The following is a 24,424-nucleotide window of genomic DNA, read 5'->3' as shown; positions in this document are numbered from 1 at the left end:
CTCTCCTCTCAACGCCGGTTCAGGAACTCGCGGGTCTCCCCGAAGACCCGGTGGTACTCCGGGATCCAGGAGAAGTGCTGGACGAACCCGTGCCCGGCGCCCTCGTACCGGCTGACCGTCACGTCCACGCCCGCGTCCTTCAACCGCAGGCCGTACAGCTCGCCCTCGTCGCGCAGCGGGTCGTGCTCGGCCGTGACGATCAGCGCGGGAGGCAGGCCGGTGAGGTCCTTGCGCTTCATCGGCGAGACGAGCGGGTCCGCCGGGTCGGCCCCGCTCTGGAGGTAGAAGGCGTTGAAGGGCTTCAAACCGGCCGTCTCCAGGCCGTACCCTTCGGCGTTCTCCCGCAGCGACGCGTAGCGGTCGACGTCGAAGTCGAGATCCAGCGAGGGGTAGTACAGGATCTGATGGGTGATGCGGTCGAAGCCGTCGTCGTGGGCCATCGCGGCGACGGCGGCGGCGAACGTGCCACCCGAGCTGTCCCCCGCGAGGGCAAGCGTTTTCCCTTCCACCGCAAGGTTTTCCACCGCCCAGCGCACTGCCGCGTAGCAGTCCTGGAGCCCGGCCGGGTAAGCCGCTTCGGGCGCCCGCCGGTAGCCGACCGAGACCACCTGACGACCGGTCTCCTTCGCCAGCGAACGCGCGACGTGGTCGTGCGTTTCCAGGCCACCGAGGAAGAACGCGCCGCCGTGGAAGTAGACCAGCACGCCGTCGGCCTCTTCCGGCGTGTAGACGCGCACCGGAACGTCGCCGGCCTTGACATCCTCCACTTTGGACAGCGGAAGCCGTTCCTCCGGCAGCACGACTTCGGCTTCTTCGGCGGCGCGCAGGACCTGCGGATCCGGTGGGCCGGGCGGCGGCGCCGGCATGGAGGCGAGCGCCTCGGCGATCTTCGGGTGCAGGGTCACGGCTTCACCCCCACGGTCGCGGGCTTCTGGCCAGGGAACACGTCGTCGACCTTCTCCGCGTCCCATGACTGACGTGAGATGCGCTGCAGCTCGTCGGTGACCGGCTTGCGCTTCTCCTGGAACAACGCGAGCGCCTCCCGCACGGAATCGGCTTCCCGCAAGGCGTCCGCGAGCCCGCCCGCGTCCTGGATCGCCTGGTTCGCGCCCTGGCCCTGGTGGTGCAGCATCGCGTGCGCGGCGTCGCCGAGCAGCGTGACCGCATCCGAATGCCATACGTCGACCGGGTCGATGTCGAACACCGCGCGGCAGTTGAGCCGGCTCATGTCGAGGTTGCGGGTGATGTCGACGAGCCGCTGGTCGAAGCCGCCCATCAGCTCGACCAGCTGCTCCTTGGTGATCTCCGGCGACCACGACGCGTCTTCGGACAGCGCCGTGATGTCGTAGGAGAGCTGGTTGCGGTGGCGCAGCGGGAGAAAGTAGACCTTCGTGCCCTTGTCGTCGAGGTACATCCGGAGGTTGTCGTCGACGACCAGCCCGTACGCGTCGTCGGCCGGGATCACGATGCGGTAGGCGTGCTCGCCCGAGTAGACCGGCTCGCGGTCGGCGAACAACTGCTGCCGCACGAGGGAACGGATGCCGTCCGCGCCGATCACGAGGTCGGCGGTCACCTCCACGCCGTTCGCGAAGCGCACCGTCGCCTTGTCGCCGTGGTCGGTGATCGTCTCCATCTTGTGCCCGAGGTGCACGCGCTCGGCAGGCAGCACCTTCAGGAAGGTCTCGATGAAGTCGCCGCGGTGGATCAGCCGGGTTTTGTTCGGCAGCGCGTAGTCGTTGATCCCCGGCCATTCCTCGATCATGATGCGGCCGCCGGTGGCGTCGAGGATCTCGAAGTAGTCGCTGGGCGAGCTGACCGCCGCCATGTCGTCGAAGATCCCCCAGGCGCGGAACAGCTCCAGGGTCGGCGGGCGCAGCCCGATCCCGGCGCCGACCTCGCGGATCCGGGTGGCCTGCTCGTAGACCTGGACGTTCGCGCCGAGCAGCGTCAGCGCCTTGGCCGCGGCGGCGCCGCCGTATCCCGCGCCGACGACGGCGATGTCCAGGTCCTGCAACGTGGAAGTCTGCATGGGTCTCTCTCGTTCAGTTCCGGATGGTCAGGAAGTCCGCGGGGTTCTCGACGAACAGGGTCCGGATGGTCGCTTCGTCCACTCCGGCGGCGCGCAGATCCGGGATGAGGTCTTCGAAGATGTAGTTCACCGTGTGGCCCTTGACGCCCGGCCAGCCCAGCGGGCTGCAGTTGGCGTCGGCCGAAGCGAGTGCCTGGCCGAGGAAGCCCTCGGTGAGGATGAAGCGGAGGAAGTGGTCGAGGCGCTCCTTGCGGGGGCGGGCCCAGAACGGCGGGTCCTCGAGTTCGGTCTCGTAGCCGAAGGTGTCGAAGCCGACGCGGCCGCCCTGCTTCGCGATCCAGGTGTCACGCGTCTTCTCGGCATTGACGCCGTCGTCGGCGTGCCCGAACAACACGCGATCCAGCGGGAGGCCCTCCTCGTTGAAGATCGCGATCGCGTTCTCGGCGTCGATGGCCAGGTGCGTCAGGATCGGCACACCGGTGGTCAGCGCGGCGCGGGCGGCGGCGCGGTAGATGCGCTTGTCCAGCTCCGTCATGCGGCCGCCGCGGCTCACCCCGACCTTGATCACGCCCGCGCGGCTGCCGGTGCGGCCGATACCCTCGGTGATCTCGTGCACGAAATGCTCCGCCAGGTACTCGACGGAAGCCCGCGCGAAGAACGGCAAAGCCGTGTCCCCGCCGACGAAACCGGTGCAGGCGACGATGTGCACGCCGGTCTTCGCGGACAGCGACTTGTAGTAGTCCACGTCGCGGCCGTTGCAGATGCCGGTCACGTCGACGAAGGTGCCGCCGCCGTACTCGTGGAACTTGCGCAGCTTCGGCACGGTTTCGGCGTAGCGCTCCTCGGGCGAGGCCCACCACTTCGTGTCCAGTTCGGACCCGGGCATGCCGTACCCGATGTGCTCGTGGACGGCCACCACACCCAGCTCCTCGGCCGGGATCGCACCGAGGACAGTGTTCACTTTGGACATTCGATGGCTCACTTTCCGTGCAGGGTCAGCAGTTCGCGCGGGTTGTCCACGAGGATCCGCTGGACGTCCTCGTCGGTGGCGCCCTGCGCCGCGAGCAGGGGCACGAACTTCGCCAGGACGAACCCGTACGGCAGGTCGTTGCCCGGATGGCCGACTGCCTCGCCGGTCGCGTTGGCGGACAACAGGATCCGGTCCGCGTGGCCTGCCTTGATCAGGTCGAGGACGAGGGAAACCCGCTCGGCGTCGGTGATGTGCTCGTCGTCCTCGGTGCCCACGTGGTCGAGGACGACGTAGGCCCCGCGATGGGCGACTTCCAGCTGCGCGCCGGCGGCGTCCTTGCGGTCGAGTCCGGCGACCGCGACACGATCGGCCGGGAGCCCCTCGTCCAGCACGACGCCGAGGTCGTGGAGTACGTCGGCCCCGTAACGGATCGAGACCGGCACGCCCGTGGCCGAAGCCGTCCTCGCCGCGCCCCGCGCCAGACTCTCGTCGGTGGCCGTCATGCCCTGTCTGGTGGCGGCGGTGACCACGACGCCCGCGGCGCCGCGGCGCTCCACCCGCGGCACCACCATGCCCTCGGTGATCTCCTTCGTGAACAGGTCCGCGAACTTCTCGGCGGGCCACGGGGTCGGCGGATTCGTCTGCGGCGTAAGGAAATACCCGCCCAGCAATTCCTCCGGCCCCATCCCCGTCGAGGCGACGATGTGCACGCCCGTCGAGCGCGAAAGCGCCTCCAGCAGCAGCACGTCCCGGCCGTGGAACATGCCGGTGGTGTCGACGATCGTCTGCCCGCCCTGATCACGGAAGTCGGCCAGCTTCGCGGCCAGCGTCTCGAAGATCGCGGCGCGGTCGATCTCGAGGTCGAACGCGTGCTCCGCGCCAGGGAGGACCGACAGCAGGGCCTCGTGGACGGCGACTGTGCCCAGCTCCGCCGCGGGGACGGGGCCGAGCACGGTGTTGACGCTCTTCATTGAGTCACTCCCTTTCCTTTCGTTCACTTTACATCACGTTAAGCGAGTTGCGCATGTGTAAACTCGGTCACCGGCTCCTCGACGTCCGCGGCCTTCGACCGGAAGAGCCCCGCCAGCGTCAGGACCGCGGCCACGGCGGCACACGACCCGGCCACCAGGAACGCGATGTTGTAGGCGCTGCCGAGCGACTCGAAAGCCAGCGCGTGCAGGGCTTCCGGCATCGGGACGGCCGGGAGGTCCGGGCCGGCGCCGGGCACCACCGGCATGGAGTTGATCGCCATCGCGCCGCCCTCGTGCGCGATTCCGCCCGCGATGTCGGTGTACGGCGCCTTCAGCCCGCCGAGCGCGGTGCCGAGGCCCGCGGTCAGGTCACTGTTCGCCTTGCTGACCGCGAGCGCGGCGATGAGCACCGGGCCGAGGGCGAAACCGAAGTCCCGCAACAGGTTCGTGGTGGCGCTGGCCATGCCGGCGAGCTTCAGCGGGACGGTGTTGATCGCGACCGCGGTGACCGAACCGACGGTCAGCGCGAAGCCGACGCCGAGCGCGAGCATCGGCGGGATGAACCGTGTCCAGCTCGGGTCGCCGATGTCGAAGGTGGAGCACCAGATCCCGCTGACGGCGATGAGCGCGAACCCGGCCGTGAGCACCCAGCGCGGCGAGAAGTGCCGGATGAAGTGGGAAACCACGGGCACCAGCGCGAAGGCGGGACCCTGGATGCAGACGAACAGGATGCCGACCTTGAGCGCGCTCTGGTGCTGGATCGCGCCCAGCCAGATGCTCATCGAGTAGCAGGTGGCGAGGAAGGCGAACATGCCGACGACGGTCGCCAGCGCGACGACGGCGTAGGCGCGGTTGGCGAAGATCTTCAGGTGCAGCAACGGAACCCGGCTGCGCAGCTCGATCACGACGAACGCGGCGAGCAGGATCGCGGCCGCGGCGAACGCGCCGATGATCTCGGGCCTGCCGAAGCCCGCCTCGGACCCCTGGGTGGCGGCGAACAGCAGCGCGATGAGCCCGAGCGCGAGCGTCACCTGACCCGGGATGTCCAGCTTGCGGCCCTCCGGCGCCGAGGAGTCGGCGGAGAACTGGGTGAGCACGATCGACACGACCGCGGCCACGACGACCACGAGGTAGGAGGTCCGCCAGCTCGCGTCGGCGGCGAGCCAGCCGCCCATCAGCGGGGAGATCGCCGCGCCGATCGAGAGGAAACCGGCCCAGACGGCGATGGCCTTGGAGCGCGCCTCCTGCGACGGGCTCACCGCGGCCAGCATCGCGAGCGAAGTCGGGTAAAGGATCGCCGCGCCGAGACCGGCGACGACCTGGCCCGCCCACAGGACCTGGATCACCGGGGCGAAGTAGCAGACGACCGACCCGGCGACGGTCAGCAGCGCCCCGGCCTGGAGTAGACGCTTGCGGCCGAACAGATCGCCGAGCACACCGGTCGTCAGCTCGAAGACGACCATCGGGATCGCGAACGCGGCCGTGACCCAGGTGAGCTGGGCCCCGGTGGCCCCGAACTCCTGCTGGAAGGTGCCATTGAGGGCGCCGGGCAACGAATACGCGACTTGCGCGAGGAGTACGGCGAAGCAGCCGGCCACCACCGTGGCGGTGTAACCCTGCTTGCGCGGAGGGGTCTGCGTCATTGCGGACTCTTTTCTGCCGAAGAGGCCGGGCGGCCTGATGATCGGGCACGATGTCACTTCGCTTAACATCATGTCAAGAGTTCTGTCGGCATGTATTTTCAGTGACCAGCGCGCTACGCTGACGGTCATGGCGACGCTTCGCGAGGCTCAGAAGGAGATGACGCGGAAGCTCCTGCTCGACTCGGGCGTGGAGTTGTTCGTGTCGAAGGGCTACGCGGCGACCACGGTCGACGACATCGCGTCGGCGGCGGGGACCACGCGGGTCACCTTCTACGCGTACTTCCCCTCGAAGGTCGAGCTGATGAAGGCGCTCATCGCGGAACGGCTCAACGACGCACTGGACCGGGTGCCCTCCGCCGATCACGGCTCGACCGCGAACGAACTGGTCGCCGTCGTCGAAGACGGTTCACGGAAACGGATCCGCGCGTGGCTCGCCGCGATTTCCCGGCGCTGGGACGCGATCCGCCCCTACACCACGGCCGCGTTCGAAGCCGCGGCCGTGGACCCGCGGATCCGCGCGCTGCTGAGCGAATGGCTCGACGAAGCCATCGGCGACGTCGAAGACGGCCTCAATCGTGCGGGCCGGTTTCCGCCGGGCACCCGGCATTTCCGCAGTGTCCTCGCGATCACCGAACTGGACCACGTCGCCCGCCACTGGACGCCCGGTCACTGGGGCGTGGAGCGCGAAGAAATGCTCGACGTCCTCACCGAAAGCTGGGTGGGCTCCATCGGCCGCCGGTGACCACTCCCCTTTCCGGGCCCCGCGCCGGCCGCCCAGCCGCCCGGGGCGCCCGGGGCGCCCAACACACGCACGCGAACAGCAAACACGCCCGCGGCAAGGGCCAACACGCCAACGCGGGCGGCCAACACGCCCGCGGGACGGACCAGCCCGCGTGTTGGCCGCTCCCGTCGACGTGTTGGCCGCTCCCGTCGACGTGTTGGCCGCGCGGGGTGGTGAGTTGGCTGCGCGGGGCGGTGTGGTGGGCGCTCGCGCCCGTGATCTTCACGGGCGTGCGGCGTCGAAGAGGAGCTGCCGCAGCCATTCGATGAAGCGGTGGTCGTGCAGACGCGGGTTCCAGACCATGTCGATTCCCAGGCTGGGCAAGGGAAACGGGAACTCCTCGATCCGCAGGTCCAGCAGCGTCCGCAGTTCGGCGGCGACCCGGTAGCGCAGCAGGCCCACCCCGCCCGAGCGGCCGATCAGGTAAGGCACCAGCAGGAAGTCCGAGATCCACATGCCCACCCGGTAGCCGATTCCCCTTTCGTCGAGCACCGAATACGGGAAGACGCGGCGTTCGGTGTCCACCACGATGTGCGGCTGCGTAGTCACCAGGTCGAGCGGGGTCGCCTCGGGCGGCGTGTCCGCGGAGGCCACCACCACGCAGCGGTCGTCGTACAGGCGCTCGCGCGGGTGCTGTGTCGCGAAGGCCTCCGACACCAGGACGACGTCGACGCCGTGCTCGGTGAAGGTGGCTTCGGTCGGCACGGTGATGGTGCGCAGGCGCAGTGTCGCGTTCGGAGCGCGCTCCGCCACGAGCCGCGCGAGCTTGCCGCCGAGGACGAACGCCGTGCTCGTGGTGAGCGCGATGGTGATGACGCGGCGGTCGGCCGCCGGGTCGAACCCGGGGAACCGGATCACGTCGGCGGCCTGCCGCAGGGCTTCCCGCAGCGGCGCGGCGAGCTCCATCGCGCGCGGAGTCAGCGTGACGCCATTTCGTTGCCGCACAAGGAGATCGTCGTTCAGCAGCCGCCGCATCCGGCTCAGCGCGTGGCTCATCGCGGGCTGGGAGAGGCCGACCCGCTCGGCGGCCCTGGTGACCGACCGCTCCTCCAGCACCGCGAGCAGGGGCACCAGCAGGTTGAGGTTGACCGCTGCCAGCCGGTCCAGCTCGGAACCCTCGTCGCTCACCACGCCGACCTTACGCGGCCGCCCGGCTCAGCCACCGCAGCCGGGGCATCGCGATCCGGTGGTTCAGCGCCACGGCCGTGCCGCGCGGCGGAAGTCCGACAATGGTCAGCTCACCGTCATAACTGTTGTCCCGCAACGAATCCGCGGCGGTGAGCCCGGCGATGCCGTTGCCGACGACGACGATCCGGCCGATCCCGCTCATGCGAGCCGCAGGGCGGCGACCGGGCAGACCCGGACCGCGGCGGTGGCCTGCGGGACTTCGGCGTCGCCGATCTCCTCCCGGTCGAGGACCAGTTCGCCGTCGTCGTCGAGGTGCAGCAGCAGGGGCGCGGCCTCTTCGCAGAGCCCGTGCCCTTCGCAGCGGGGACGGTCGAGGACGATCTTCATGCGGGAACCACTTCCAGGACGGGGAGCGCGTCGATGCTCCGGGTGATGTTGCTCGGCACCCGAACCTCGGGGCCGACGACGAGCCGCCCGACGTGGCGGGACAACGCCTGGATCACCGCGTGCGCCTCCAGGCGGGCCAAGCCCTGGCCGGCGCAGCCGTGCGGGCCGTAGCCGAAGGACAGGTGGTCGACGGGATTGCGCCGCACCAGGAATTCGCCGGGATTCTCGTAGTGGCGCGGATCCCGGTTCCCCGCGCCGAACAGGAGCGCGATCCGCGATCCCGCCGGGACCACCGCGCCGTCGATGTCGACGTCGCGGGTCGTCCGGCGGCCCCAGGCGTGGACCGGGGCCCAGTAGCGGAGCACTTCGTTGAACGCGGCGGGCACCAGTGACGGGTCGGCCCGCACCAGCGAGAGCTGTCCGGGGTGGGCGGCGAACAGGGCGACGAGGTTCCCGATCGCGGCGATCGTGGTGTCGACCCCGGCACCGAGGTACTGGTGGATGATGTGGCCTGCGGTACCGGACGGGATGTCGCCGCGGGCCTCGGCCTCGAAGATCCCGCGCCCGACCGAGTCCGGCGCGAGGTCCTCGGCGGTGACCTCGGAGCACCAGCCGTAGAGCTCCCCCGCGATCGGGAAGCTCTCCGCGGTTCGCTGGTTCATCGGGCCGATGACCTGCATCGCGGCCTGCCCCCAGCGGAGCATGTTGTCGCGGACGTGCCCGGTGAACCCGATGAGATCCGCGACGACTTCGAGCGGGAAGGCGCGGGCGAGGGCGTCGATCGCGTCGAAGGAACCTTGGGCGGCAAGCTTTTCGACCAGATTGTCGGCCTTGGCGTCGATGCCGTCCTTGAGTCCGCGCAACGCCCGCGGCGAGAGGTTGGCCGTGAGGGTGGCGCGCAGCCGCGTGTGCACCGGCGGGTCGGAGGCGAGGGAGGTGCCTTCGAGCGCTTCGTTGACGGCCGGGTTGAAGCCGATCGCCCCGGCCGAGGAGAAGCTTTCCCAGTCCCTCAGCGCGGCGCGGATGGTGTCGTACCTGGTCAGCGCGTAGACGTCGTTCGACGGGAGGTGGACGACGCCGCCGAGCTCGCACAAGTCGGCATAGGACGGGTACGGGTCGACGAGCACGTCGTCGGCGAACAGGTCGAGATCGGTGGCGGGAGGGGATCCGGTCATGCCCTCAGTGAAATGACCGGAGGCACCCGCGGGCAATCACCTGTTTCGCATGACGCGGTATGAACGGGGTGCATACCGCGTTTCGCGCGCTATTTCCCCGTTTCCGCGAGATTCTCCAGGCCCGCCGCGAGTGATTCGTGTTCCGCGGCTGCCGTGAAATGCCCTTTGTCGAACAGATCGCAGGCGAGCTCCACATTGATCCTGGCCATTTCCCGGACCGCTTCGCGCAGTCCGAGAATGTAGCGCCGCAACACCAGCAGCGCGCGCACGAGGAAACCGGATCCGACGAGCACCGCGCCCGCGACGAGAACTTCCATGGTCACCGCGACTGTTCCTTCTTTTCCTTGTCCGGCAACCGAAGCGGCTCGGTCTCCCGCTCCCGCGCGCGTCGCGAACCCGAGGGCGCCGGCGCTTCCGCGAGCACCGGGCCACCCCATTTCTCGTCGTTTTCGTTCTCGTCGAGCCGATGTCTCGCCATGGATTCTTCCCGGTTCAGCGACGGCGCAGCGCGCGGACGATCAGGTGCCCTACGATGGCGTAGATCAGGGCGGCCAGCGCGTAGTTCATCACGACGCCGAGAACCGCGTCGTCCGGGGTGAACACGTCACCGAGGCCGAGCACCAGCGCCTTCGCCGTCACGTAGATCCCGTGCACGAACCCGTTGCCGTGGTTGGCCTGCAGCACCACGAACAGCACGTGCAGCGCGAACACGAGAATGACCAGGCCGACGACGACGTGAATGATATTCGCAAGGGTTTCCGCGCCACGTTCGGGGCGCCGTCCGTAGCCGGGCTGATCCCGCCGTTCCTGCTGCATGCCGGACCCTTGAGGCGGGTACCGGTCGTACTGGCCGGGAGGCTGGTAACTCATGGCCGCGAATTCTGACAACGGGTTTGGAAAAAAACAACCCTTTCCGGCTAACAGGTCTTCCCATTGATGTTTGTTCAATGGGATGGCCTCGGCAAACGAGATCATTTCGGCGGAAACTCTGTGATCACCCGCACGGCCCAGGAGGTCAGCGGGGTTTCGCCTGGGGCAGCTTCCGCAGGGTGAGCGCCACGATCAGCACCACCACCACGAGTGCTCCCGTGTAGAGCGACACGCCGTGCCAGCCGGCCTCGCCGTAGGCGATCCCGCCCACCGAGCCGCCCACGCTCGAGCCCAGGTAGTAGCAGAACAAGTACACCGCGGGCCCCTGCACGCCCAGCGTCGCCGCGCGCGGACCGACCCAGCCACTGGCCACGGAATGCGCGGCGAAGAAACCCACGGTGGTGATGATCAGGCCGAGCACGACGAGCACGAGGTTCGACGGGATCATCAGCGCGATCCCGGCCAGCGTCAGCGCGGCCGTGACGGGCAGCATCCTGGGGCGCCCCAGGACATCCACGAGCCGGCCCGCGACGGTCGAGGAGACCGAGCCCGCCAGGTACACGACGAAGATCATCCCGACCACCGCCGAGGACAGCCCGAACGGCGCGTCCAGCAGCCGGAAGCCCAGGTAGTTGTAGACGGTCACGAAGCAGCCCATCAACAGGAAGCCGCAGGCGAACAGCCGCACCAGACCGTGGTCGGTGAACGCGCGGCCGACCGCGCCCGCCAGGTGCTTCAGGCGCGGCGGGCTGGGCACGAAGAACGCCGAGGGCACGATGCTCACCCGGAACACGACGGCGCAGCCGAGCGCGACCAGCCCGACGACGGCCAGCGCCCACCGCCAGTTCGACACGTCCAGCACGAAGCTCGCGATGATCCGGCCCGCCATCCCGCCGATCCCGTTGCCCGCGATGTAGAGCCCCATCGCGTAGCCGAGCGAACGGCGGTCGATCTCTTCGGCCAGATAGGACATCGCGGTCGCCTGCAGCCCGGCGAGCGCGAGCCCCTGCAGCGCCCGCAGGACGAGCATCACCGCGAACGAGGGGCTGAACGCCTGCGCGATCCCGAGCACGGCGGCGGCGAACAGCGAGGCGGTCATCATCGGGGTCCGCCCGATCACCCCGGACAGCGCGGTCAGCGGGATCACGCCGACCGCGAGCCCGGCCGTGCCGAGTGACACGGCGAGGCTCGCTTCCGCGGGGCTCAGGCCGAAGTCGGTGCTCAGCGCGGGCAGCAGCGCCTGCACGCAGTAGAGCGTGGTGAAGGTGGCCAGCCCGCCCGCGAAGAGCGCCAGGTTGATGCGCCGGAACCCGGGCGTGCCGCGCAGGTGCCGTTCCACCGCCGTCTGAATCGCTGTCACGTGCACCGACCGTAAGCAGCGGCTTATCATTCGTCCAATACGCAGAACAGGCTTGATCGAGTCACTGGTGGATGAATGCGATGGACGACGCGCTGACCACGAACATCACGTGGCTGGCTCCCCGCGTGGCGCTGCTGGACGCGCTGGCCGAAGAGAGCAACCTCACGCGCGCGGCGGCGCTGGCCGGGGTACCCCAGCCCACCGCGAGCCGCTGGCTGAACGAGATGGGCGCGCGGCTCGGCACGCCGGTGGTCCACCGCGCGGGCCGGGGTATCCGGCTCAGCCCGGCCGGGCAGCAGCTGGCGGAGTCCGGACGGCGGGCCGCGAACGAGCTCCGGCTCGGTTACCGCGCGGCCTTGGCGGAGGCCGATCCCGAGCAGGGGCACGTCTCGCTGGCGTTCCTGCACACGATGGGCGGCGTGCGGGTGCCCGAACTGCTGGCCGGGTTCCGCGCCGCGCACCCTGGCGTGCGGTTCACCCTCGTGCAGGGCGCGAGCGAGGAGATCGTGCAGCGATTGCGGGACGGCGAAACGGATCTGGTGCTCACCTCGCCGTTGCCCGCTGACGACCCCGGCCTGGAAACCCGCGCGCTCGCGAAACAGCGGCTGGTGGCCGTCGTCCCGGCGGGACATCCCCTCGCCGCCCGGAAACGCGTGCGGCTCGCGAAGCTGGCGGAGTGGGAGTTCGTGTCGCTGAAGACGGGGTTCGGGCTCCGCCGGATCATCGACGGCCTCCTCGCCGACGCGGGCTGCACGCCGCGGATTTCGTTCGAGGGCGAGGAAGCGGACACGCTGCGCGGCATGGTCGCGGCCCGGCTCGGGGTGGCGATCCTGCCCGAGTCCGAGCCGCTGCCCAACCCCGGCACGGTGGAGATTTCCCTCGAGCCGCCAGCCTTCCGTGAGATCGGACTGGTCTGGTCCGCGGACCGGCCGCTGCTCCCCGCCGTCCGCACGTTCCGCGACTACGCGACGGAAAGCCGTTGACCCCCGCCGCGTCCGGCTCGGCCAACACACTCACGGGAAGGGCCAACACACGCCCGCAACGGGCCAACACACGCCCAGGAACGGCCAACACGCCGGGCCGCAAGCCAGGCTCGGCGTGTTGGCCGCCCGCGTTGGCGGAGTGGCGGGGCAGGGTGCCGGGCCGGGGCACGCTGGCGGCGCCGCGCTGGGTGGGCGCGGGCGCCCGCAATGGGACCTCGCCGTGGAGATCGACGCGGCGCGGCCTCACGAACCGCGTGGTTACCAGGCGATCCTGGGCACCCACCCGGGCTTCCGCGGCACCGGCGCCGGTTTCCGTGTCACGAGCGAGACCCGGGCCGCGACGGCCCCTACGCTGTACGGGATGTGGCGGGAGGCCCGATGAGTCTGTACCTCAGGGAATGGGGCGACGGCGAGCGAGTGGCTGTCCTCGTGCACGGGATGACGACGGACTCCGGTTCGTGGTGGCGTCTCGGGCCTGCGTTGGCGGAGCGGGGTTACCGCGTACTCGCGCCGGATCTCCCCGGCCACGGCCGAAGCGCCCGCGGCGAATACACGTTGCGCGGGATGGCGGAGGCAGTGACCGCGGCCGTGCCGGCGAATCCCGCACTGGCGATCGGGCATTCGCTGGGCGGTCTCGTCCTGGCCGCCGCTGTGGGAGCGCTCCGGCCCGCCCGCGCGGTTTACGTGGATCCGCCGTGGGGCACGCCGCCCGGCGAGGAGGTGGCCGCTTTTCTTCGTGCGCAGCAAGGCTGGACGCTCGACCAGCTCACGGCTTTCCATCCGGCGTGGCCGGCGGAGGCCGTCCGGGAGAAACACGCGGCGCTCTCCCGGTGGGACCCGGAAACCCTCGGACTGGTTCGCGAATATCCCGGCGCGCGAACGGCACCGGTTCCGTCGCTGGTCGTCCGCGGCGACCTCCAGCCGATGGTCGGCGAAACCCTCGCCGGACAATTGCGCGCCGAGGGTTTCGTTGTGCGCGTCGCGCCCGGCACCGGCCACGTCGTGCACAACGACGACTTCGAAACCTTCGTGAGAACACTCGAAGGATGGCTCTGAACCCCTTTGCTTCCGCACGCGATCGCCCCGACTTCGTGTGACCTGCGCCACGTCCGCTGCACCCGCCAGTTCCGTGACCGTCTCCCCTTGTGCAGACCAAATACGTTGCTTTCTCACGGGGCAACGAGGGTGTCCGTCCACAACGGACACGGGGGAAGGGGAAACTCCATGGCACACAGCATGATCACCCGGTTCACCGTCGGCGTCGCGGCGGTGGCCGGCGCCTGCGCCCTCGGCGCGTGCGGGAGCTCCACCGGTTCGGCGGCACCGGCGTCCGCGACCACGTCGGCCGCGGAGCAGTCCACGGCCGCGTCCGGCTCGCTCGCGGCGACGGAGTCCACCCCGGCGTCGAAGAGCACCACGACGGCACAGGCCGCGCAGACGGACAGCACGCCGCGCTGCACCACCGGCGACCTTTCGGTTTCGCTGGGTACGCCGAAGGAATCGCAGCAGTACCCGGGCCAGTACGAGGTTCCGCTGACGTACAAGAACAACTCCTCGCGCGACTGCGGGCTCTACGGGGTTCCGGGAGTGGACCTGGTCGGCCCGGACGACCCGAACGGCGACACCTACCACCTGACCCGCGTCGACAACGGCGTGAAATACAACGTGGTCACGCCCGGCGGCACCGCGTCCGCCGGCATCACCGTCCTCAAGGACACCGACGGCTCCGAGGGCAGCAACGGGTCCAAGAACTGGACGCCGACCACGGTCAAGACCATCCCGCCCGGCGAAACCACCGCGCTGACCGCGCAGTGGCCCTCGAACCTCCCGGTGCTGCGCCAGGACAGCGCCACCCACCCGGGCACCTACGTGAACGGCATCCTGGCCGATCCGGCCTGACACCACCGAAAAAGGGTGCGGTAAGGGACAACCTCACCCGGCGAGCACGGGGCCGAGGACGAAGTCGACCAGCTTCCGCGCGTACTTCGCCTCCCCCGCCTGCTCGCGCGAGTCGGCCGGTGTCGTCAGCGCGTGGTTGAGGCAGCCGCCGCAGATGGCGTCGAGCAGCAGGGTCACGCTGGTCCCGCGTTTCAGCTCGCCCCGGGAAATCCCCCGTTTGACGATCGCGCGGCCCGCGAGCACCTGCGCCTGCCGGAATTCCGCGACGCGCTCGCCGACGCCGGGCACCCGGCCGGCCTCGGTCAGCAGCCGGATCGTCGCGGGCCCCGAGCCGCCGGAGTACGAGGCCAGGATCTGCTCGGCGAGCTGGACGAGGTCGTCACGCACGGCCCCGGTGTCGATGTCGCCGACCACGGTGATCCGGGATTCCAGCGCGCTGGCCAGCAGTTCCTTCTTGCCGGGCCAGCGCAGGTAGATCGACGCCTTGCCGACGCCCGCGCGCCGCGCGACGGAGTCGACGGTGAACCGGCCCCACCCGTCCTCGCCGAAAACCTCCGCGGCCGCGCTCAGGATCCGGCGGTCCACCTCAGGGTCCCGGGGCCGCCCGGCCGCGGGGGCCTCGTGACCGAGATCATTGCTGAACGCCACGCGGCTAGCATAGGGTGGAGTCATTACTGGACGAAACCTGTTCAGGAAAAAGCGGAGGGGGTACGGACCCATGTCGGCCGGACCGGGCATCGAAGTACTGGGCACGGACCAGCAGGAGGCCTGGCGCCGCAAGGAGCTGCCCCCGGTGGAGCGCCTCGCGGGCGGGCTGTGGTCGGTGCCCGTTCCCATCCCGGACAACCCGCTGCGCTACACGCTTTCCTACCTCGTGCCCGCGGACGAGGGCCTCGTGGTCGTCGATCCGGGCTGGGACACCGACGAAGGCTGGGCGGCGCTGCACGCCGGCCTCGCCGCGGCCGGGGCGTCCATCGGCGACGTCGCCGGGATCGTGGCCACGCACGTCCACCCGGACCACCACGGGCTTTCCGGCCGCCTGCGCGAGCGGACCGGCGCCTGGATCGGCATGCACCCCGCCGAGCGCGAAACCCTGCCCCACCGCCAGCACGAGCACGGCGACCCGTTCGCGGAGCTCACCACCTGGCTGCGCCGCTGCGGCACGCCGGAGCCCGATCTCGATGACCTGCTGAAGATGCTCTCCAGCGGCCCGCGCTCGCCCGGCGAAATGGCCGAGCCGGACGTGCTGCTGGAAGACGGTGACCTGATTCCGGTGCACGGCAGGCGGTTGCGGGCCGTGTGGACGCCCGGGCACACGCCGGGACACCTGTGCCTGCAGGAGCCCGACGCGCAGGTGCTGCTCACCGGCGACCACGTGCTGCCCCGGATCACCCCGGCGATCGGCGCGCGGCCGGACGCGGAAGTGCCGCCGCTGGCGCAATTCCTCGATTCTCTCGACCGCACGGCGGATTTCGACGACCACGACGCGTTTCCCGCGCACGAGTACCGCTTCCGCGGGCTCGGCCTGCGCAGCAAGCAGCTGCGTGAGCACCACGACCGCCGCTGTATGGAAATCCTCGGCGTGCTGGCCCAGCTCGGCGAGCCGACGCCGTGGGACGTGGCCACGAACCTGACCTGGTCGCGCCCGTGGCCGGAGATCGGCGCGATGCGGCTGAGCGCGGTCTCCGAAACCGTGGCCCACCTGGAATACCTTGCCGGGCAAGGCTTTCTCACCCTGGACACGCGCGGACCCGGCCCGGACCGGGTCCGCCGCACCGATCGCTGACGGGCGGCGGACCCGGGTTCCGGGTCAGGCTCCGCTCGCGTGCCGGCCGTGTTCCAGCCGTAGTTCGTCGTCGATCGCTCCCGGCGCGCCGCCGAACTCGTCGGCCACTTCACCGGGAATCTCCTCCTCCGCGGATTCCTTCGCCTGTGCCGCGTCCGCGCGGCTGAGCAACCGGTGCCCGGTCGCGAGCACGCCGATCCCGAGCACGACGGCGACCGCGCCGACGACGAACGGGACGTGGATGTTCCAGGCGTCCACCATCTTGCCCGCGAAGAACGGCGCGAGCCCGCCGCCGATGAACCGGACGAAGCCGTACGCCGCCGAAGCGACCGAACGCTCGACCGGCGAAACCAGCATGACCGCCTGCGTGGTCAGGGTGTTGTTGATCCCGACGACGATGCCCGACGCCACGACGCAGACGATCAGCGTCCAGCGGCTGCCGGTGAACAACCCGATCAGCAGCAACAGCAACGCGAAGAACCCGAGCGCGCCGTAGAGCGAGGGCGCGGTGCCGAAGCGGGCCTGCAGCCGCGGCGCGCCGACCACCGCGAAGAACGCCACCAGCAGGCCCCAGCCGAAGAACACGAAGCCGAGCTGGATCGCGCTGAGGTCCATCGGATAGGGCGCGTAGCCGAGCATCGTGAAGAAGCCCCAGTTGTACAGCAGCGCGGTCACGCTCATCGTGAGCAGGCTGCGGTGCCGCAACGCGGCCAGCGGCGCCCCGAGCGAAATCTTCTTGGCGGGCTTGGGCGCCTCCTGCACGAGCGTCACCGTGGCCAGCAGGGCGATGGCCATCAGCGCGGCGACGCCGAAGAACGGCCCGCGCCAGCTGACCTCCCCGAGCAGGCCGCCCAGCAGCGGCCCGGCCGCGATACCGAGCCCGAGCGCCGCCTCGTACAGCACGATCGCGCCGGCGAACCCGCCGGTGGCGGACGCGACGATGACCGCGAGCGAGGTCGCGATGAACAGCGCGTTGCCCAGTCCCCAGCCCGCGCGGAACCCGACGATCCCGCCGATCGAGCCGGAGAACCCGGCCGCCGCGGCGAAGACGACGATGAGCACGAGCCCGGCGATGAGTGTCCACTTCGGACCGATCCGGCTGGAGACCCAGCCGGTGACCAGCATCGCCACCGCGGTCACCACGAGGTAGCTGGTGAACAGCAGGCTCACCTGGCTCGGCGTCGCGTGCAGCTGCTCGGACAGCGCGGGCAGGATCGGGTCGACCAGCCCGATGCCCATGAAGCTGACCACGCAGGCGAACGCGACGGCCAGCACCGCCTTCGGCTGCCTGAAAATCCCGGATCCGGATGAACTCACCGGGACACCTCCACTCCGGATCGCGACCGTCGCAGCGCTTCGGTCAGCTGGTTCAACGCCGGCAGGACGCCGGCGAGATCACTGAGCTCATCAGCGGACAGTTCCGCCAGCAGTGGCGCGAAAGCCTCCGTGCGGCCGGCGCGGCGCCGGGCCACCAGCCGCTCCCCCTCGGGCGTCACGGAGATGCGCACCGCGCGCCCGTCGTCCGGGTCCGGCTCCCGCCGCACCACGCCCTGCTCCCCCAGCTGGACGAGGAGGGTGGTCATCGACTGCTGGGTGATCCCCGCCGCGGCGGCGAGGTCGATCACCCGCGCGGGGCCCTCGCGGCACAGCTTGTTGAGCACCGAAGCCGCTGTCGGGCTCAGTTCCGCGCGCAGTCGCCGTGCCCAGGGCACGAAGGCGGTCACCAGGTCATCGAGGCCGGCGGCGACCCGTTCGATCTCGTCCACGCACTTAGTTGTACAGCCTAACTGTGTAAATTGTACAGGCAGACTGTGTAAATCGGGGCGTGGCGGCGGCCACAGCGGCGAGGGTGAGAGTGGCGCCGAAACGACCACGGGACACCCCTGGCGTCACTACACTCCGGCGAATGTACTTCGCGCTCCTGGGGCCGCTCGAAGTGCGCGAAGGCGAGCGGGCGATCGAAGTGGACGGTCAACGGCAACGGGCCGCGCTGGCCGCGTTGCTGATGCGGGCGAACGAGGTGACACGCCTTCCCGACGGCGGGGAACGAGCCGTGGATGCGTTGCGCCGCGTGCTCGGGGAGTCACGCATCGAAACCCGGCCCGGCGGCCACCTCCTGCGCGTCCAGCCCGAGGAGCTGGACCTGCTGCTGTTCGAACGGCTCGCGGCGGAGGGCGAACAAGCCCTGCGCGCGGGAGATTTCGTCGCGGCGGAGGACCTGCTCGCCCGCGCTTTGCGGCTCTGGCGCGGCGAACCGCTCGAAGGGCAGCCGGTCAGCCCCGAGCTTCAGGCCGAGCTGGCGCGGCTGAGCGAACGCGGACAGGCCGTGGCGCGGCAGCACGCCTTGGCCGCCGAAGCGCACGGCCCGCGGGTCCCGGTCAGCGCCCACCGGCAGCTGCCGAGGGACATCGCCGATTTCACCGGGCGCGAGGCCGAGCTGCGGGCCCTGTACACGCTCGCCGGCCAGGCCGGGACGAGGATCGCCGCGATCGAGGGGATGCCCGGCGTCGGCAAGACGAGGCTCGCCGTGCACGCCGCGCACCAGCTCGTCCGGCGCGGCCTGTTCGACGAAATCCAGCTCTGGACCGATCTGCGCGGGTTCGACCCCGCCGCTCCCCCGGTCGACGCGAGCACCGCGCTGGCCGGTTTCCTGCACCTGCTCGGCGTTCCGGGCTCCGACGTCCCGTCCGGGCTCGACGAACGCGCCGCGCTCTACCGTGAACGCCTCGCCGGGAAGCGGGCGCTGGTACTGCTGGACAACGCCGTCAGCGAGGAGCAAGTCCGGCCCTTGTTGCCGGGCACGCCGGACTGCTTCGTGCTGATCACCAGCAGGCGCGCGCTGTCCGGTTTGGACGGTGTGACTCCGCTGCGGCTCACGGTTTTCAGCACGGGCGAGGCCAGGGACCTGCTCGCGAGGATCGCGGACGAGGACCGGATCAGCGGCGAACCGGAGCACGTGGCACGCCTCGCCGCGCTGTGCGACCACCTGCCGATCGCGCTGGCCATCGCCGCCCGACGGCTCCGTAGTCGTCCACAGTGGACCGTTGCGGACCTCGTCGACCGGCTCGACGCGGCCCGCGGGGAACGGCTGGACCAGCTGTCCGTGCGCCAGGATTTCCGCGCGGTGTTCGACCTGTCCTACCGCGCGCTACCGCAACGGCCGCAACGGCTTTTCCGGCTGCTCGCCGTGCATCCCGGCGTGGAGTTCGGGGCGGACTCGGTGACCGCGCTGGACCCGGCCGACGTCACGGAAACCCGGCAGTTGCTGGAAATTCTCGCCGACGAGCACCTCGTCATGGAGGCGTCGGCCGGGCGGTACCGGCTGCACGACCTCGTCCGGCTCTACGCCACCGAACAGACGACCCCGGACGAGCGACTGTCCGCATTGGAGCGACTGTGCGGCTGGTACCTGCACGCCGCCGACGCCGCGCGAAGCAGGCTCGCGCCGACGTCGCCCCGGCAGATCACGCTCGGCCCGCTCGCCGAGGGTGTCGTCGTGCCCGGGTTCGCCGACTACGCGGGCGCTTTGGCTTGGTACGAGGACGAACGCGCGAACCTCCGCGCGGTCATCGAGGCCGCCGCCGGCGAGCCGGGCCTGCGCCCGGTGGCCTGGCGGCTCGCGGCGACTTTGCTGACGTTCTACTACGTGCGCAGTTACTGGACGGACTGGATCGGCACGCACGAGACGGCGTTGCGCGCCGCGAAAGAGCTGCGGGACGAGCAAGGCGAAGCGGCGATCCTGCGCGGGCTGGGCGTCGCCTTCAGCGACCTGCGCCGGTTCGACGACGCGATCGAATGCCACCGGCGGGCGCAGGAACTGCTGGCGGGCGGGGACAACACGGGCGGGAAAGCCTGGAACCTCAACAACCTCGGCGTGGTCTACGTCGACGTCGACAGGCTCGGCGACGCGGAGGCGTGCTTCACCGAGGCGCTCGGGTTGTTCCGCGCGACGGGCGATGTCCTCGGCGAAGGCATCTGCCTGAACAACCTCGGCGACACCGCCCGCCGCGCCGAGCGGCCGGGGCAGGCGATCGGCCATCTCGAACGGGCGCTGGCGATCCAGGAGCACGCCGACGACGCGGGCCGCCGCTTCACGCTGCTGAGCCTCGGCGACATCCACCGCGACGCCGGTGACCACGACCAAGCGGTGCAGCGCTTCGGCGAGGCGCTCGATGTCGCGAAGATGCTCGACGACCAGCGCACCGTGGCGCGGTGCCTGACCGGCATCGGGCACACCTTCGCCGACCGCGGCGACACCGAGCACGCCACCGCGCACTGGCGCCGGGCGCTCACCATCTACGACGCGCTCGGCGACCCGGACGCCGCCAAAGTGCGCCTCCTGGTCGACCCGTCGCCCCCGAAACTGCGGATCGTGCGCGACGACTGAATGCTCAGCCGGTGACGGCGCCCGCGACGAGGTTGATCGTCGTGGCCAGGACGCTCGTGCCGAACAGGTACGACAGCAGCGTGTGCCGCAGCACCACGGCGCGGATCGTCGAGCTCGCGACGGCGGTGTCGGAGACCTGGTAGGTCATGCCGAGGTTGTAGCTGAAGTAGAAGAAATCGCGGTACGTGGGCTCTTCCTCGGAGTTGAAGTCGATCCCGCCCGCCTTCCCCAGGTAGTACAGGTGCGCGTACCGCGTGGCGTACATCAGGTGCAGCGCCGCCCACGCCATGAACACGCCCGCGAGCGCGACCGCGTCCCCGATGTCCGAATCGCCGCGGATCATCAGCACCACGATGGCGATCAGGCCGCACAGCGCGGCCGCGACCACGGCGATCTCGTCGGCCACTGGCCGGAAGTCCTCGCGCCGGGTGTTGCGCCGGGTGGCGCCGGCGTCCATCGGCCACAACAGGATCCAGCCGGTCACCACGAAGACCGCCTCCGCGGCGGCGATGCCGGCGAGCACACCCAGCGGCACGTCCGCCAGTACCCCGACGAGCACGCCGGCCAGCGCGCCCACCACGACCGAGAGGGCGAGCCGCCTGCCCGCGGAGTTCCAGGAGTTCACCGGCGCACGGTAGCGCAGCGGCCGTTGACCTTCCCGCCGAGCGACCATAGATTAGCGAGCGCTAAGTATAACGCGAGCACGGAGGACACCGATGGACGGCGCACACTGGTGTGACCACCTCACCCGGCACGCCTTCACCCGCCCCGATGCCACGGCCGTGCGCTTCGAAGGCCGGTCGTTCAGCTGGCGCGAGCTGCACCGGCGGGTGCGGGCGCTCGCCGGGTGGCTGAGCGGCCGCGGGGTCGGCCGGGGCGACCGGGTCGCGATCCTGATGACCAACCGGCCCGAGTTCCTCGAAACCCTGATCGCGGCGAACGCGCTCGGCGCCATCGCGGTCCCGGTCAACTTCCGGCTCGCGCCCGCGGAAATCGCCTACATCCTCGGTGACAGCGGGGCTTCCGTGCTGATCACCGATCCCGGGCTGGAGGATCAGGCGCGCGAGGCGGCCGGCGCCGGGCTGACCGTCCTGGTGACCGGCGAGTCCTACGAGGACGTGATCGCCGCCGGAGCCGTCCCGCCCGAGGTCACGATCGCCGAAGCCGACACGGCGCTGATCATGTACACGTCGGGCACGACGGGACGCCCCAAGGGCGCGATGTTGTCCCATCTGAACCTGCTGCTGCAGTCGCTGACCGTGATCAGGGCGTGGCGCCTGCACGGGGACGACGAGGTGTACCTCTGCGGTTCGCCGCTGTTCCACATCGGAGCGCTCGGCGGCGTCGCTCCCCTCGTGCTCATCGGCGGCACCACGGTGATCATGCCCAGCGGCAGCTTCGACGCCCCTGGCACGCTGGACCTCCTGGAAAGCGAACAGGTCACCAGCACCTTCCTCGTCCCCGCGCAGTGGCAGCTGCTGTGCGCGGACCCGGCCACCCGGGAGCGCGCCCGCACACTCCGGACGGTTTCGTGGGGTGCCGCCCCGGCGACCGTGGATCTGTTGCGGCGCATGGGGTCCACGTTTCCCGGGGCGGCGATCGTCGCGCTCTTCGGGCAGACCGAGATGTCCCCCGTCACGTGCGTCCTGGAGGGCACGGACGCGGAACGCAAGATCGGTTCCGTGGGCAAACCGGTCCCCACGGTCGCCGCGCGCGTGGTCGACGAAACGATGCGCGACCTGCCGCCGGGCGAAATCGGCGAAATCGTCTACCGCGGCCCGGGCACGATGTCCGGCTACTGGAACAACCCGGAAGCGACCGCGGAGGCGTTCGAAGGCGGCTGGTTCCACTCCGGAGATCTGGTGCGGGTGGACGACGAGGGGTTCGTGTACGTCGTCGACCGCAAGAAGGACATGATCATTTCGGGCGGCGAGAACATCTACTGCGCCGAGGTCGAGAACGTGCTCGCGGACCATCCCGGCGTCGGCGACGTGGCCGTGATCGGGATCAAGCACGAGCGCTGGGGCGAAACCCCGCTCGCCGTGGTCGTGCCCGCCGGGAGCGCGCCGACGCTGGACGAGCTGACGGCGTGGTGCCGGGACAAACTCGCTTCGTACAAACGGCCGACCGCGCTCGAAGTGGTGGACGCCTTGCCGCGCAACGCCTCGGGCAAGGTGGTCAAGCACGAGCTGCGTGCCCGGTTTTCCTAGTCAGCGCAAGGCAACCGTGAGCAGGACCGTGGCGTCGGTCAGCGCGTCGAGGCCATGACGCTGCGGCGGGACCTGCACCAGTTCGCCGCCCTCGAGCATCCACTCGCGGTCCTCGGTGTGCAGGCGCACGCGGCCGGTGAGCACGTGCACGGTGGCGGCCGCCGGGGCGTCGTGCTCGGCGAGCTGGGCGCCCTCCGCGAGCGCGATGACCGTGGCGCGCATGGAGGTGCTCGAAACGACCGTCCGGGCCGTTCGCCGCGCGTGCTGCGTGCGGGCCTGTTCGAGCAACTCGGCGGCGAGCGCTCCCAGTGAGACGACCGTGTAGTGCTCCGTCGCGGTCATGACGCACGCTCCCATCCACGCCCTTGTGGTCCGGGATCGACGATAACGGGGTGGGAGAACCGGCGCAGCGGCAACGGAGTGGGCGGGCCGCAGCTCCCGCCGAGCGGGCCCGGCCCACCCCGTCCTTTCGCCGCCGCCGGTCCCGGGCGGATGCCCGAGCGCACCGCCGGCCGGGGGTCCGCCGACGGCTCGCCTGCCGCGCCCGCGCCGCCTGGGGGGAATGCGATGCGGACGCGGCAGGCGGTCCTTCAGCGGGTCACTTGGTGGCGATCTTCTGCCCGACCAGGATCAGGTCCGCGTTGGGGATGTACTGCGAGTTCAGCTGCTGCAGGTGCTGCCAGCCGCCGGACACGCCGGCCTTCTTCGCGATGCTCGAGAGCGTGTCCCCCGCGACGACGGTGTAGTCGCCGTTCGGGTTCGACTTCGACGTGCCGGACTGCGTGGTGGTGGACTTCTTGGTCTCGGTCTTCGGCTGTGCCTTGGCCTCGACCTTCACCTTGGCCTTCGCGCCGGATCCGGAGTCGGCCGAGCCGCCACCGGTCGCGCCGCCGAAGTAGGACCACTTCGACGGGCCGGAGCCGGTGCCGCATTCCCACGGCGCCGAACCCTGCTTGGCGTAGATCCGGTCCGCGACGATCTGCTGCTCGGCCGGGGTGGCCTTGTCCGCGGTCGGGGCGTAGGCGCCACCGCCGTTGGCGAGCCAGGTCTTCGTCACGATCTGGAACAGGCCGGCGGGCCGTCCGGCGCGCTGGCCCGCGGCCGTGTTGTTGACCGCGGTGGGGTTGCCGCCGCTCTCGCACTTGACGATGCCGGACTGCCCGGGGAAAGCGCTGGCCGTGCCCGCGCCGGCAATGCCGATACCGCCGATCGCCGCGCCCGCGAGTGCCGCGGTCGCGCCGGTCCGCTTGAGAACGGTTTTGGTCTTGCTGCTCTTGCTGTGACGTCCCACGGGGGTGGGGCTCCTTTTCGAACTCACACCGCCCCTGTTCGCGGGCCGGGGGACCCGTGAACGGGGTTTTCGCGGTGGCTTGCGGTCGCTGATCCTCGGGGTAGATCGCAGGTCACCGCGAAAGCGCCGTGAACATTACGAAATGGAAACTCCAGGTGTACAGCGCGCGTGGGAATGGACACAGATCAAGAAAACTGGTAGTGGGTTTACGACGGTGAGTCACCCCCGGATACCGGCAGTTCGGGAAAAGATCTTGGCCCAGCGGGGCGGAAAACCCGTGTGTTCCCGGTGAAGAGACACTTGGTTGACGGGTGGTTTGTTAGTTACCGACTTGTGTCGGTGATAAGTCAACTACTTGCGCGATGACCGCACGGATGAGCATGCCGGGCGGGATGGGTGGCGGCTTCCCCACCCTCGACCACCGCCCAGCAACGCAACGCAACGCAAGCCACCCCACCACGGACCAAACCGCCACCCGGCAACGCAACGCAACGCAAGCCACCCCACCGACCACGACACCAACCGCCACCCGGCAACGCGAAGCGAGCCGCCCC

27 protein-coding genes are annotated in these 24,424 nt (G+C 70.1%); 8 read left to right on the top strand and 19 right to left on the bottom strand.

From position 1 onward, the window contains the following. Positions 1–8 precede the first annotated feature (8 nt). From FPZ12_RS26335 to FPZ12_RS26315, 5 genes are read right to left on the bottom strand one after another with little or no spacing between them, the layout of a single operon-like run. Positions 9–905 (bottom strand): alpha/beta hydrolase, encoded by an 897-nt coding sequence (locus tag FPZ12_RS26335; protein ID WP_144748460.1) that lies wholly within the window; start codon positions 903–905, stop codon positions 9–11. Beyond that, on the bottom strand, positions 902–2,029 hold the full coding sequence (locus FPZ12_RS26330; RefSeq protein ID WP_144748461.1) for an FAD-dependent oxidoreductase: 1,128 nt from the start codon (positions 2,027–2,029) through the stop codon (positions 902–904). Before FPZ12_RS26330 ends, FPZ12_RS26335 begins: the two co-directional genes overlap by 4 nt. 13 nt (positions 2,030–2,042) lie before the next feature. Continuing rightward, positions 2,043–2,999 (bottom strand): phosphotriesterase family protein, encoded by a 957-nt coding sequence (locus FPZ12_RS26325; protein ID WP_144748462.1) that lies wholly within the window; start codon positions 2,997–2,999, stop codon positions 2,043–2,045. Positions 3,000–3,007: 8 nt separating this feature from the next. Beyond that, a complete protein-coding gene (locus FPZ12_RS26320) occupies positions 3,008–3,970 on the bottom strand; it encodes a phosphotriesterase family protein (RefSeq protein ID WP_144748463.1) in 963 nt (320 codons plus the stop codon). Positions 3,971–4,008: 38 nt separating this feature from the next. Then, a complete protein-coding gene (locus FPZ12_RS26315) occupies positions 4,009–5,613 on the bottom strand; it encodes an MFS transporter (RefSeq protein ID WP_144748464.1) in 1,605 nt (534 codons plus the stop codon). A gap of 127 nt (positions 5,614–5,740) precedes the next feature. On the opposite strand from FPZ12_RS26315, the gene FPZ12_RS26310 reads away from it, so the two are divergent. Then, positions 5,741–6,355, top strand: a complete 615-nt coding sequence (locus FPZ12_RS26310; RefSeq protein WP_144748465.1) for a TetR/AcrR family transcriptional regulator — start codon at positions 5,741–5,743, stop codon at positions 6,353–6,355. 261 nt (positions 6,356–6,616) lie between these two features. Here the strand turns inward: FPZ12_RS26310 and FPZ12_RS26305 are convergent, their stop codons facing one another. From FPZ12_RS26305 to FPZ12_RS26275, 8 genes are all read right to left on the bottom strand, one after another. Continuing rightward, positions 6,617–7,522, bottom strand: a complete 906-nt coding sequence (locus FPZ12_RS26305; RefSeq protein ID WP_243770039.1) for a LysR family transcriptional regulator — start codon at positions 7,520–7,522, stop codon at positions 6,617–6,619. A 10-nt stretch (positions 7,523–7,532) separates the two neighbouring features. Further along, positions 7,533–7,724 carry a hypothetical protein gene (locus tag FPZ12_RS26300; RefSeq protein ID WP_144748467.1) on the bottom strand — a complete coding sequence of 64 codons (192 nt, stop codon included), beginning with the start codon at positions 7,722–7,724 and terminating at the stop codon, positions 7,533–7,535. Further along, entirely contained in the window at positions 7,721–7,909 is a 189-nt protein-coding gene (locus FPZ12_RS26295) for a ferredoxin (protein WP_144748468.1), read from the bottom strand. The genes FPZ12_RS26300 and FPZ12_RS26295 overlap by 4 nt, the downstream gene beginning before the upstream one ends. Beyond that, a complete protein-coding gene (locus tag FPZ12_RS26290; RefSeq protein WP_144748469.1) occupies positions 7,906–9,084 on the bottom strand; it encodes a cytochrome P450 in 1,179 nt (392 codons plus the stop codon). The genes FPZ12_RS26295 and FPZ12_RS26290 overlap by 4 nt, the downstream gene beginning before the upstream one ends. An 89-nt stretch (positions 9,085–9,173) precedes the next feature. Beyond that, the gene (locus FPZ12_RS26285) at positions 9,174–9,407 is read right to left on the bottom strand and encodes a hypothetical protein (RefSeq protein ID WP_144748470.1); all 234 of its coding nucleotides are present in this window, start codon (positions 9,405–9,407) and stop codon (positions 9,174–9,176) included. Continuing rightward, positions 9,404–9,562, bottom strand: coding sequence for a hypothetical protein (locus FPZ12_RS45700; RefSeq protein ID WP_166462910.1), 159 nt, complete (start codon positions 9,560–9,562; stop codon positions 9,404–9,406). The genes FPZ12_RS26285 and FPZ12_RS45700 overlap by 4 nt, the downstream gene beginning before the upstream one ends. 14 nt (positions 9,563–9,576) lie before the next feature. Next, positions 9,577–9,954: a hypothetical protein gene (locus FPZ12_RS26280; protein ID WP_243770038.1), complete on the bottom strand. Its 378-nt coding sequence runs from the start codon at positions 9,952–9,954 to the stop codon at positions 9,577–9,579. A gap of 145 nt (positions 9,955–10,099) precedes the next feature. Continuing rightward, a complete protein-coding gene (locus tag FPZ12_RS26275) occupies positions 10,100–11,314 on the bottom strand; it encodes an MFS transporter (protein ID WP_243770037.1) in 1,215 nt (404 codons plus the stop codon). 80 nt (positions 11,315–11,394) lie between these two features. Between FPZ12_RS26275 and FPZ12_RS26270 the strand changes: the two genes are divergently transcribed. From FPZ12_RS26270 to FPZ12_RS26255, 4 genes are all read left to right on the top strand, one after another. Beyond that, positions 11,395–12,297 carry a LysR family transcriptional regulator gene (locus tag FPZ12_RS26270; protein WP_144748472.1) on the top strand — a complete coding sequence of 301 codons (903 nt, stop codon included), beginning with the start codon at positions 11,395–11,397 and terminating at the stop codon, positions 12,295–12,297. A 118-nt stretch (positions 12,298–12,415) separates the two neighbouring features. After that, positions 12,416–12,679 (top strand): hypothetical protein, encoded by a 264-nt coding sequence (locus FPZ12_RS26265; protein WP_144748473.1) that lies wholly within the window; start codon positions 12,416–12,418, stop codon positions 12,677–12,679. Then, positions 12,676–13,353 carry an alpha/beta fold hydrolase gene (locus FPZ12_RS26260; protein WP_144748474.1) on the top strand — a complete coding sequence of 226 codons (678 nt, stop codon included), beginning with the start codon at positions 12,676–12,678 and terminating at the stop codon, positions 13,351–13,353. The genes FPZ12_RS26265 and FPZ12_RS26260 overlap by 4 nt, the downstream gene beginning before the upstream one ends. 168 nt (positions 13,354–13,521) lie before the next feature. Continuing rightward, complete coding sequence (locus tag FPZ12_RS26255) at positions 13,522–14,196, top strand: DUF4232 domain-containing protein (protein ID WP_243770036.1); 675 nt, start codon at positions 13,522–13,524, stop codon at positions 14,194–14,196. Positions 14,197–14,229: 33 nt separating this feature from the next. Here FPZ12_RS26255 and FPZ12_RS26250 read toward each other — a convergent pair whose 3' ends face one another. Further along, entirely contained in the window at positions 14,230–14,844 is a 615-nt protein-coding gene (locus FPZ12_RS26250) for a TetR/AcrR family transcriptional regulator (RefSeq protein ID WP_243770035.1), read from the bottom strand. 70 nt (positions 14,845–14,914) lie between these two features. Between FPZ12_RS26250 and FPZ12_RS26245 the strand changes: the two genes are divergently transcribed. Further along, positions 14,915–15,982 (top strand): MBL fold metallo-hydrolase, encoded by a 1,068-nt coding sequence (locus FPZ12_RS26245; RefSeq protein WP_144748476.1) that lies wholly within the window; start codon positions 14,915–14,917, stop codon positions 15,980–15,982. A gap of 24 nt (positions 15,983–16,006) precedes the next feature. Here the strand turns inward: FPZ12_RS26245 and FPZ12_RS26240 are convergent, their stop codons facing one another. Then, a complete protein-coding gene (locus FPZ12_RS26240) occupies positions 16,007–17,299 on the bottom strand; it encodes an MFS transporter (protein ID WP_144748477.1) in 1,293 nt (430 codons plus the stop codon). Continuing rightward, positions 17,296–17,748 carry a MarR family winged helix-turn-helix transcriptional regulator gene (locus FPZ12_RS26235; RefSeq protein WP_166462909.1) on the bottom strand — a complete coding sequence of 151 codons (453 nt, stop codon included), beginning with the start codon at positions 17,746–17,748 and terminating at the stop codon, positions 17,296–17,298. Before FPZ12_RS26235 ends, FPZ12_RS26240 begins: the two co-directional genes overlap by 4 nt. Positions 17,749–17,888: 140 nt before the next feature. Here FPZ12_RS26235 and FPZ12_RS26230 point away from each other — a divergent pair, with 140 nt between their 5' ends. Further along, the gene (locus FPZ12_RS26230; RefSeq protein WP_150980504.1) at positions 17,889–20,369 is read left to right on the top strand and encodes an ATP-binding protein; all 2,481 of its coding nucleotides are present in this window, start codon (positions 17,889–17,891) and stop codon (positions 20,367–20,369) included. A gap of 4 nt (positions 20,370–20,373) precedes the next feature. Here FPZ12_RS26230 and FPZ12_RS26225 read toward each other — a convergent pair whose 3' ends face one another. After that, a complete protein-coding gene (locus FPZ12_RS26225; protein WP_208026012.1) occupies positions 20,374–20,994 on the bottom strand; it encodes a DUF1345 domain-containing protein in 621 nt (206 codons plus the stop codon). A gap of 91 nt (positions 20,995–21,085) precedes the next feature. Between FPZ12_RS26225 and FPZ12_RS26220 the strand changes: the two genes are divergently transcribed. Beyond that, positions 21,086–22,579, top strand: a complete 1,494-nt coding sequence (locus FPZ12_RS26220) for a long-chain-fatty-acid--CoA ligase (protein WP_144762421.1) — start codon at positions 21,086–21,088, stop codon at positions 22,577–22,579. Here the strand turns inward: FPZ12_RS26220 and FPZ12_RS26215 are convergent, their stop codons facing one another. Then, positions 22,580–22,921 carry a cupin domain-containing protein gene (locus tag FPZ12_RS26215; protein WP_144762418.1) on the bottom strand — a complete coding sequence of 114 codons (342 nt, stop codon included), beginning with the start codon at positions 22,919–22,921 and terminating at the stop codon, positions 22,580–22,582. Positions 22,922–23,177: 256 nt separating this feature from the next. Continuing rightward, positions 23,178–23,870 (bottom strand): LysM peptidoglycan-binding domain-containing protein, encoded by a 693-nt coding sequence (locus FPZ12_RS26210; protein WP_144762415.1) that lies wholly within the window; start codon positions 23,868–23,870, stop codon positions 23,178–23,180. Positions 23,871–24,424 lie beyond the last annotated feature (554 nt).

It is taken from the genome of Amycolatopsis acidicola, from assembly GCF_007713735.2.
In the GTDB taxonomy this organism is placed as follows: domain Bacteria; phylum Actinomycetota; class Actinomycetes; order Mycobacteriales; family Pseudonocardiaceae; genus Amycolatopsis_E; species Amycolatopsis_E acidicola.
The sequence above is the reverse complement of the archived record's forward strand: the minus strand, read 5'-3'. Positions and strand labels throughout refer to the sequence as shown.

Excerpts from the sequence above, each read along its gene's own strand:
- FPZ12_RS26215 (WP_144762418.1), bottom strand. The coding sequence starts at position 22,921 with ATGACCGCGACGGAGCACTACACGGTCGTCTCACTGGGAGCGCTCGCC.
- FPZ12_RS26295 (WP_144748468.1), bottom strand. The coding sequence starts at position 7,909 with ATGAAGATCGTCCTCGACCGTCCCCGCTGCGAAGGGCACGGGCTCTGC.
- FPZ12_RS26270 (WP_144748472.1), top strand. The coding sequence starts at position 11,395 with ATGGACGACGCGCTGACCACGAACATCACGTGGCTGGCTCCCCGCGTG.
- FPZ12_RS26290 (WP_144748469.1), bottom strand. The coding sequence starts at position 9,084 with ATGACCGGATCCCCTCCCGCCACCGATCTCGACCTGTTCGCCGACGAC.
- FPZ12_RS26280 (WP_243770038.1), bottom strand. The coding sequence starts at position 9,954 with ATGAGTTACCAGCCTCCCGGCCAGTACGACCGGTACCCGCCTCAAGGG.
- FPZ12_RS26320 (WP_144748463.1), bottom strand. The coding sequence starts at position 3,970 with ATGAAGAGCGTCAACACCGTGCTCGGCCCCGTCCCCGCGGCGGAGCTG.
- FPZ12_RS26330 (WP_144748461.1), bottom strand. The coding sequence starts at position 2,029 with ATGCAGACTTCCACGTTGCAGGACCTGGACATCGCCGTCGTCGGCGCG.
- FPZ12_RS26230 (WP_150980504.1), top strand. The coding sequence starts at position 17,889 with ATGTACTTCGCGCTCCTGGGGCCGCTCGAAGTGCGCGAAGGCGAGCGG.
- FPZ12_RS26310 (WP_144748465.1), top strand. The coding sequence starts at position 5,741 with ATGGCGACGCTTCGCGAGGCTCAGAAGGAGATGACGCGGAAGCTCCTG.
- FPZ12_RS26255 (WP_243770036.1), top strand. The coding sequence starts at position 13,522 with ATGGCACACAGCATGATCACCCGGTTCACCGTCGGCGTCGCGGCGGTG.
- FPZ12_RS26315 (WP_144748464.1), bottom strand. The coding sequence starts at position 5,613 with ATGACGCAGACCCCTCCGCGCAAGCAGGGTTACACCGCCACGGTGGTG.
- FPZ12_RS26325 (WP_144748462.1), bottom strand. The coding sequence starts at position 2,999 with ATGTCCAAAGTGAACACTGTCCTCGGTGCGATCCCGGCCGAGGAGCTG.
- FPZ12_RS26260 (WP_144748474.1), top strand. The coding sequence starts at position 12,676 with ATGAGTCTGTACCTCAGGGAATGGGGCGACGGCGAGCGAGTGGCTGTC.
- FPZ12_RS26220 (WP_144762421.1), top strand. The coding sequence starts at position 21,086 with ATGGACGGCGCACACTGGTGTGACCACCTCACCCGGCACGCCTTCACC.
- FPZ12_RS45700 (WP_166462910.1), bottom strand. The coding sequence starts at position 9,562 with ATGGCGAGACATCGGCTCGACGAGAACGAAAACGACGAGAAATGGGGT.
- FPZ12_RS26245 (WP_144748476.1), top strand. The coding sequence starts at position 14,915 with ATGTCGGCCGGACCGGGCATCGAAGTACTGGGCACGGACCAGCAGGAG.
- FPZ12_RS26300 (WP_144748467.1), bottom strand. The coding sequence starts at position 7,724 with ATGAGCGGGATCGGCCGGATCGTCGTCGTCGGCAACGGCATCGCCGGG.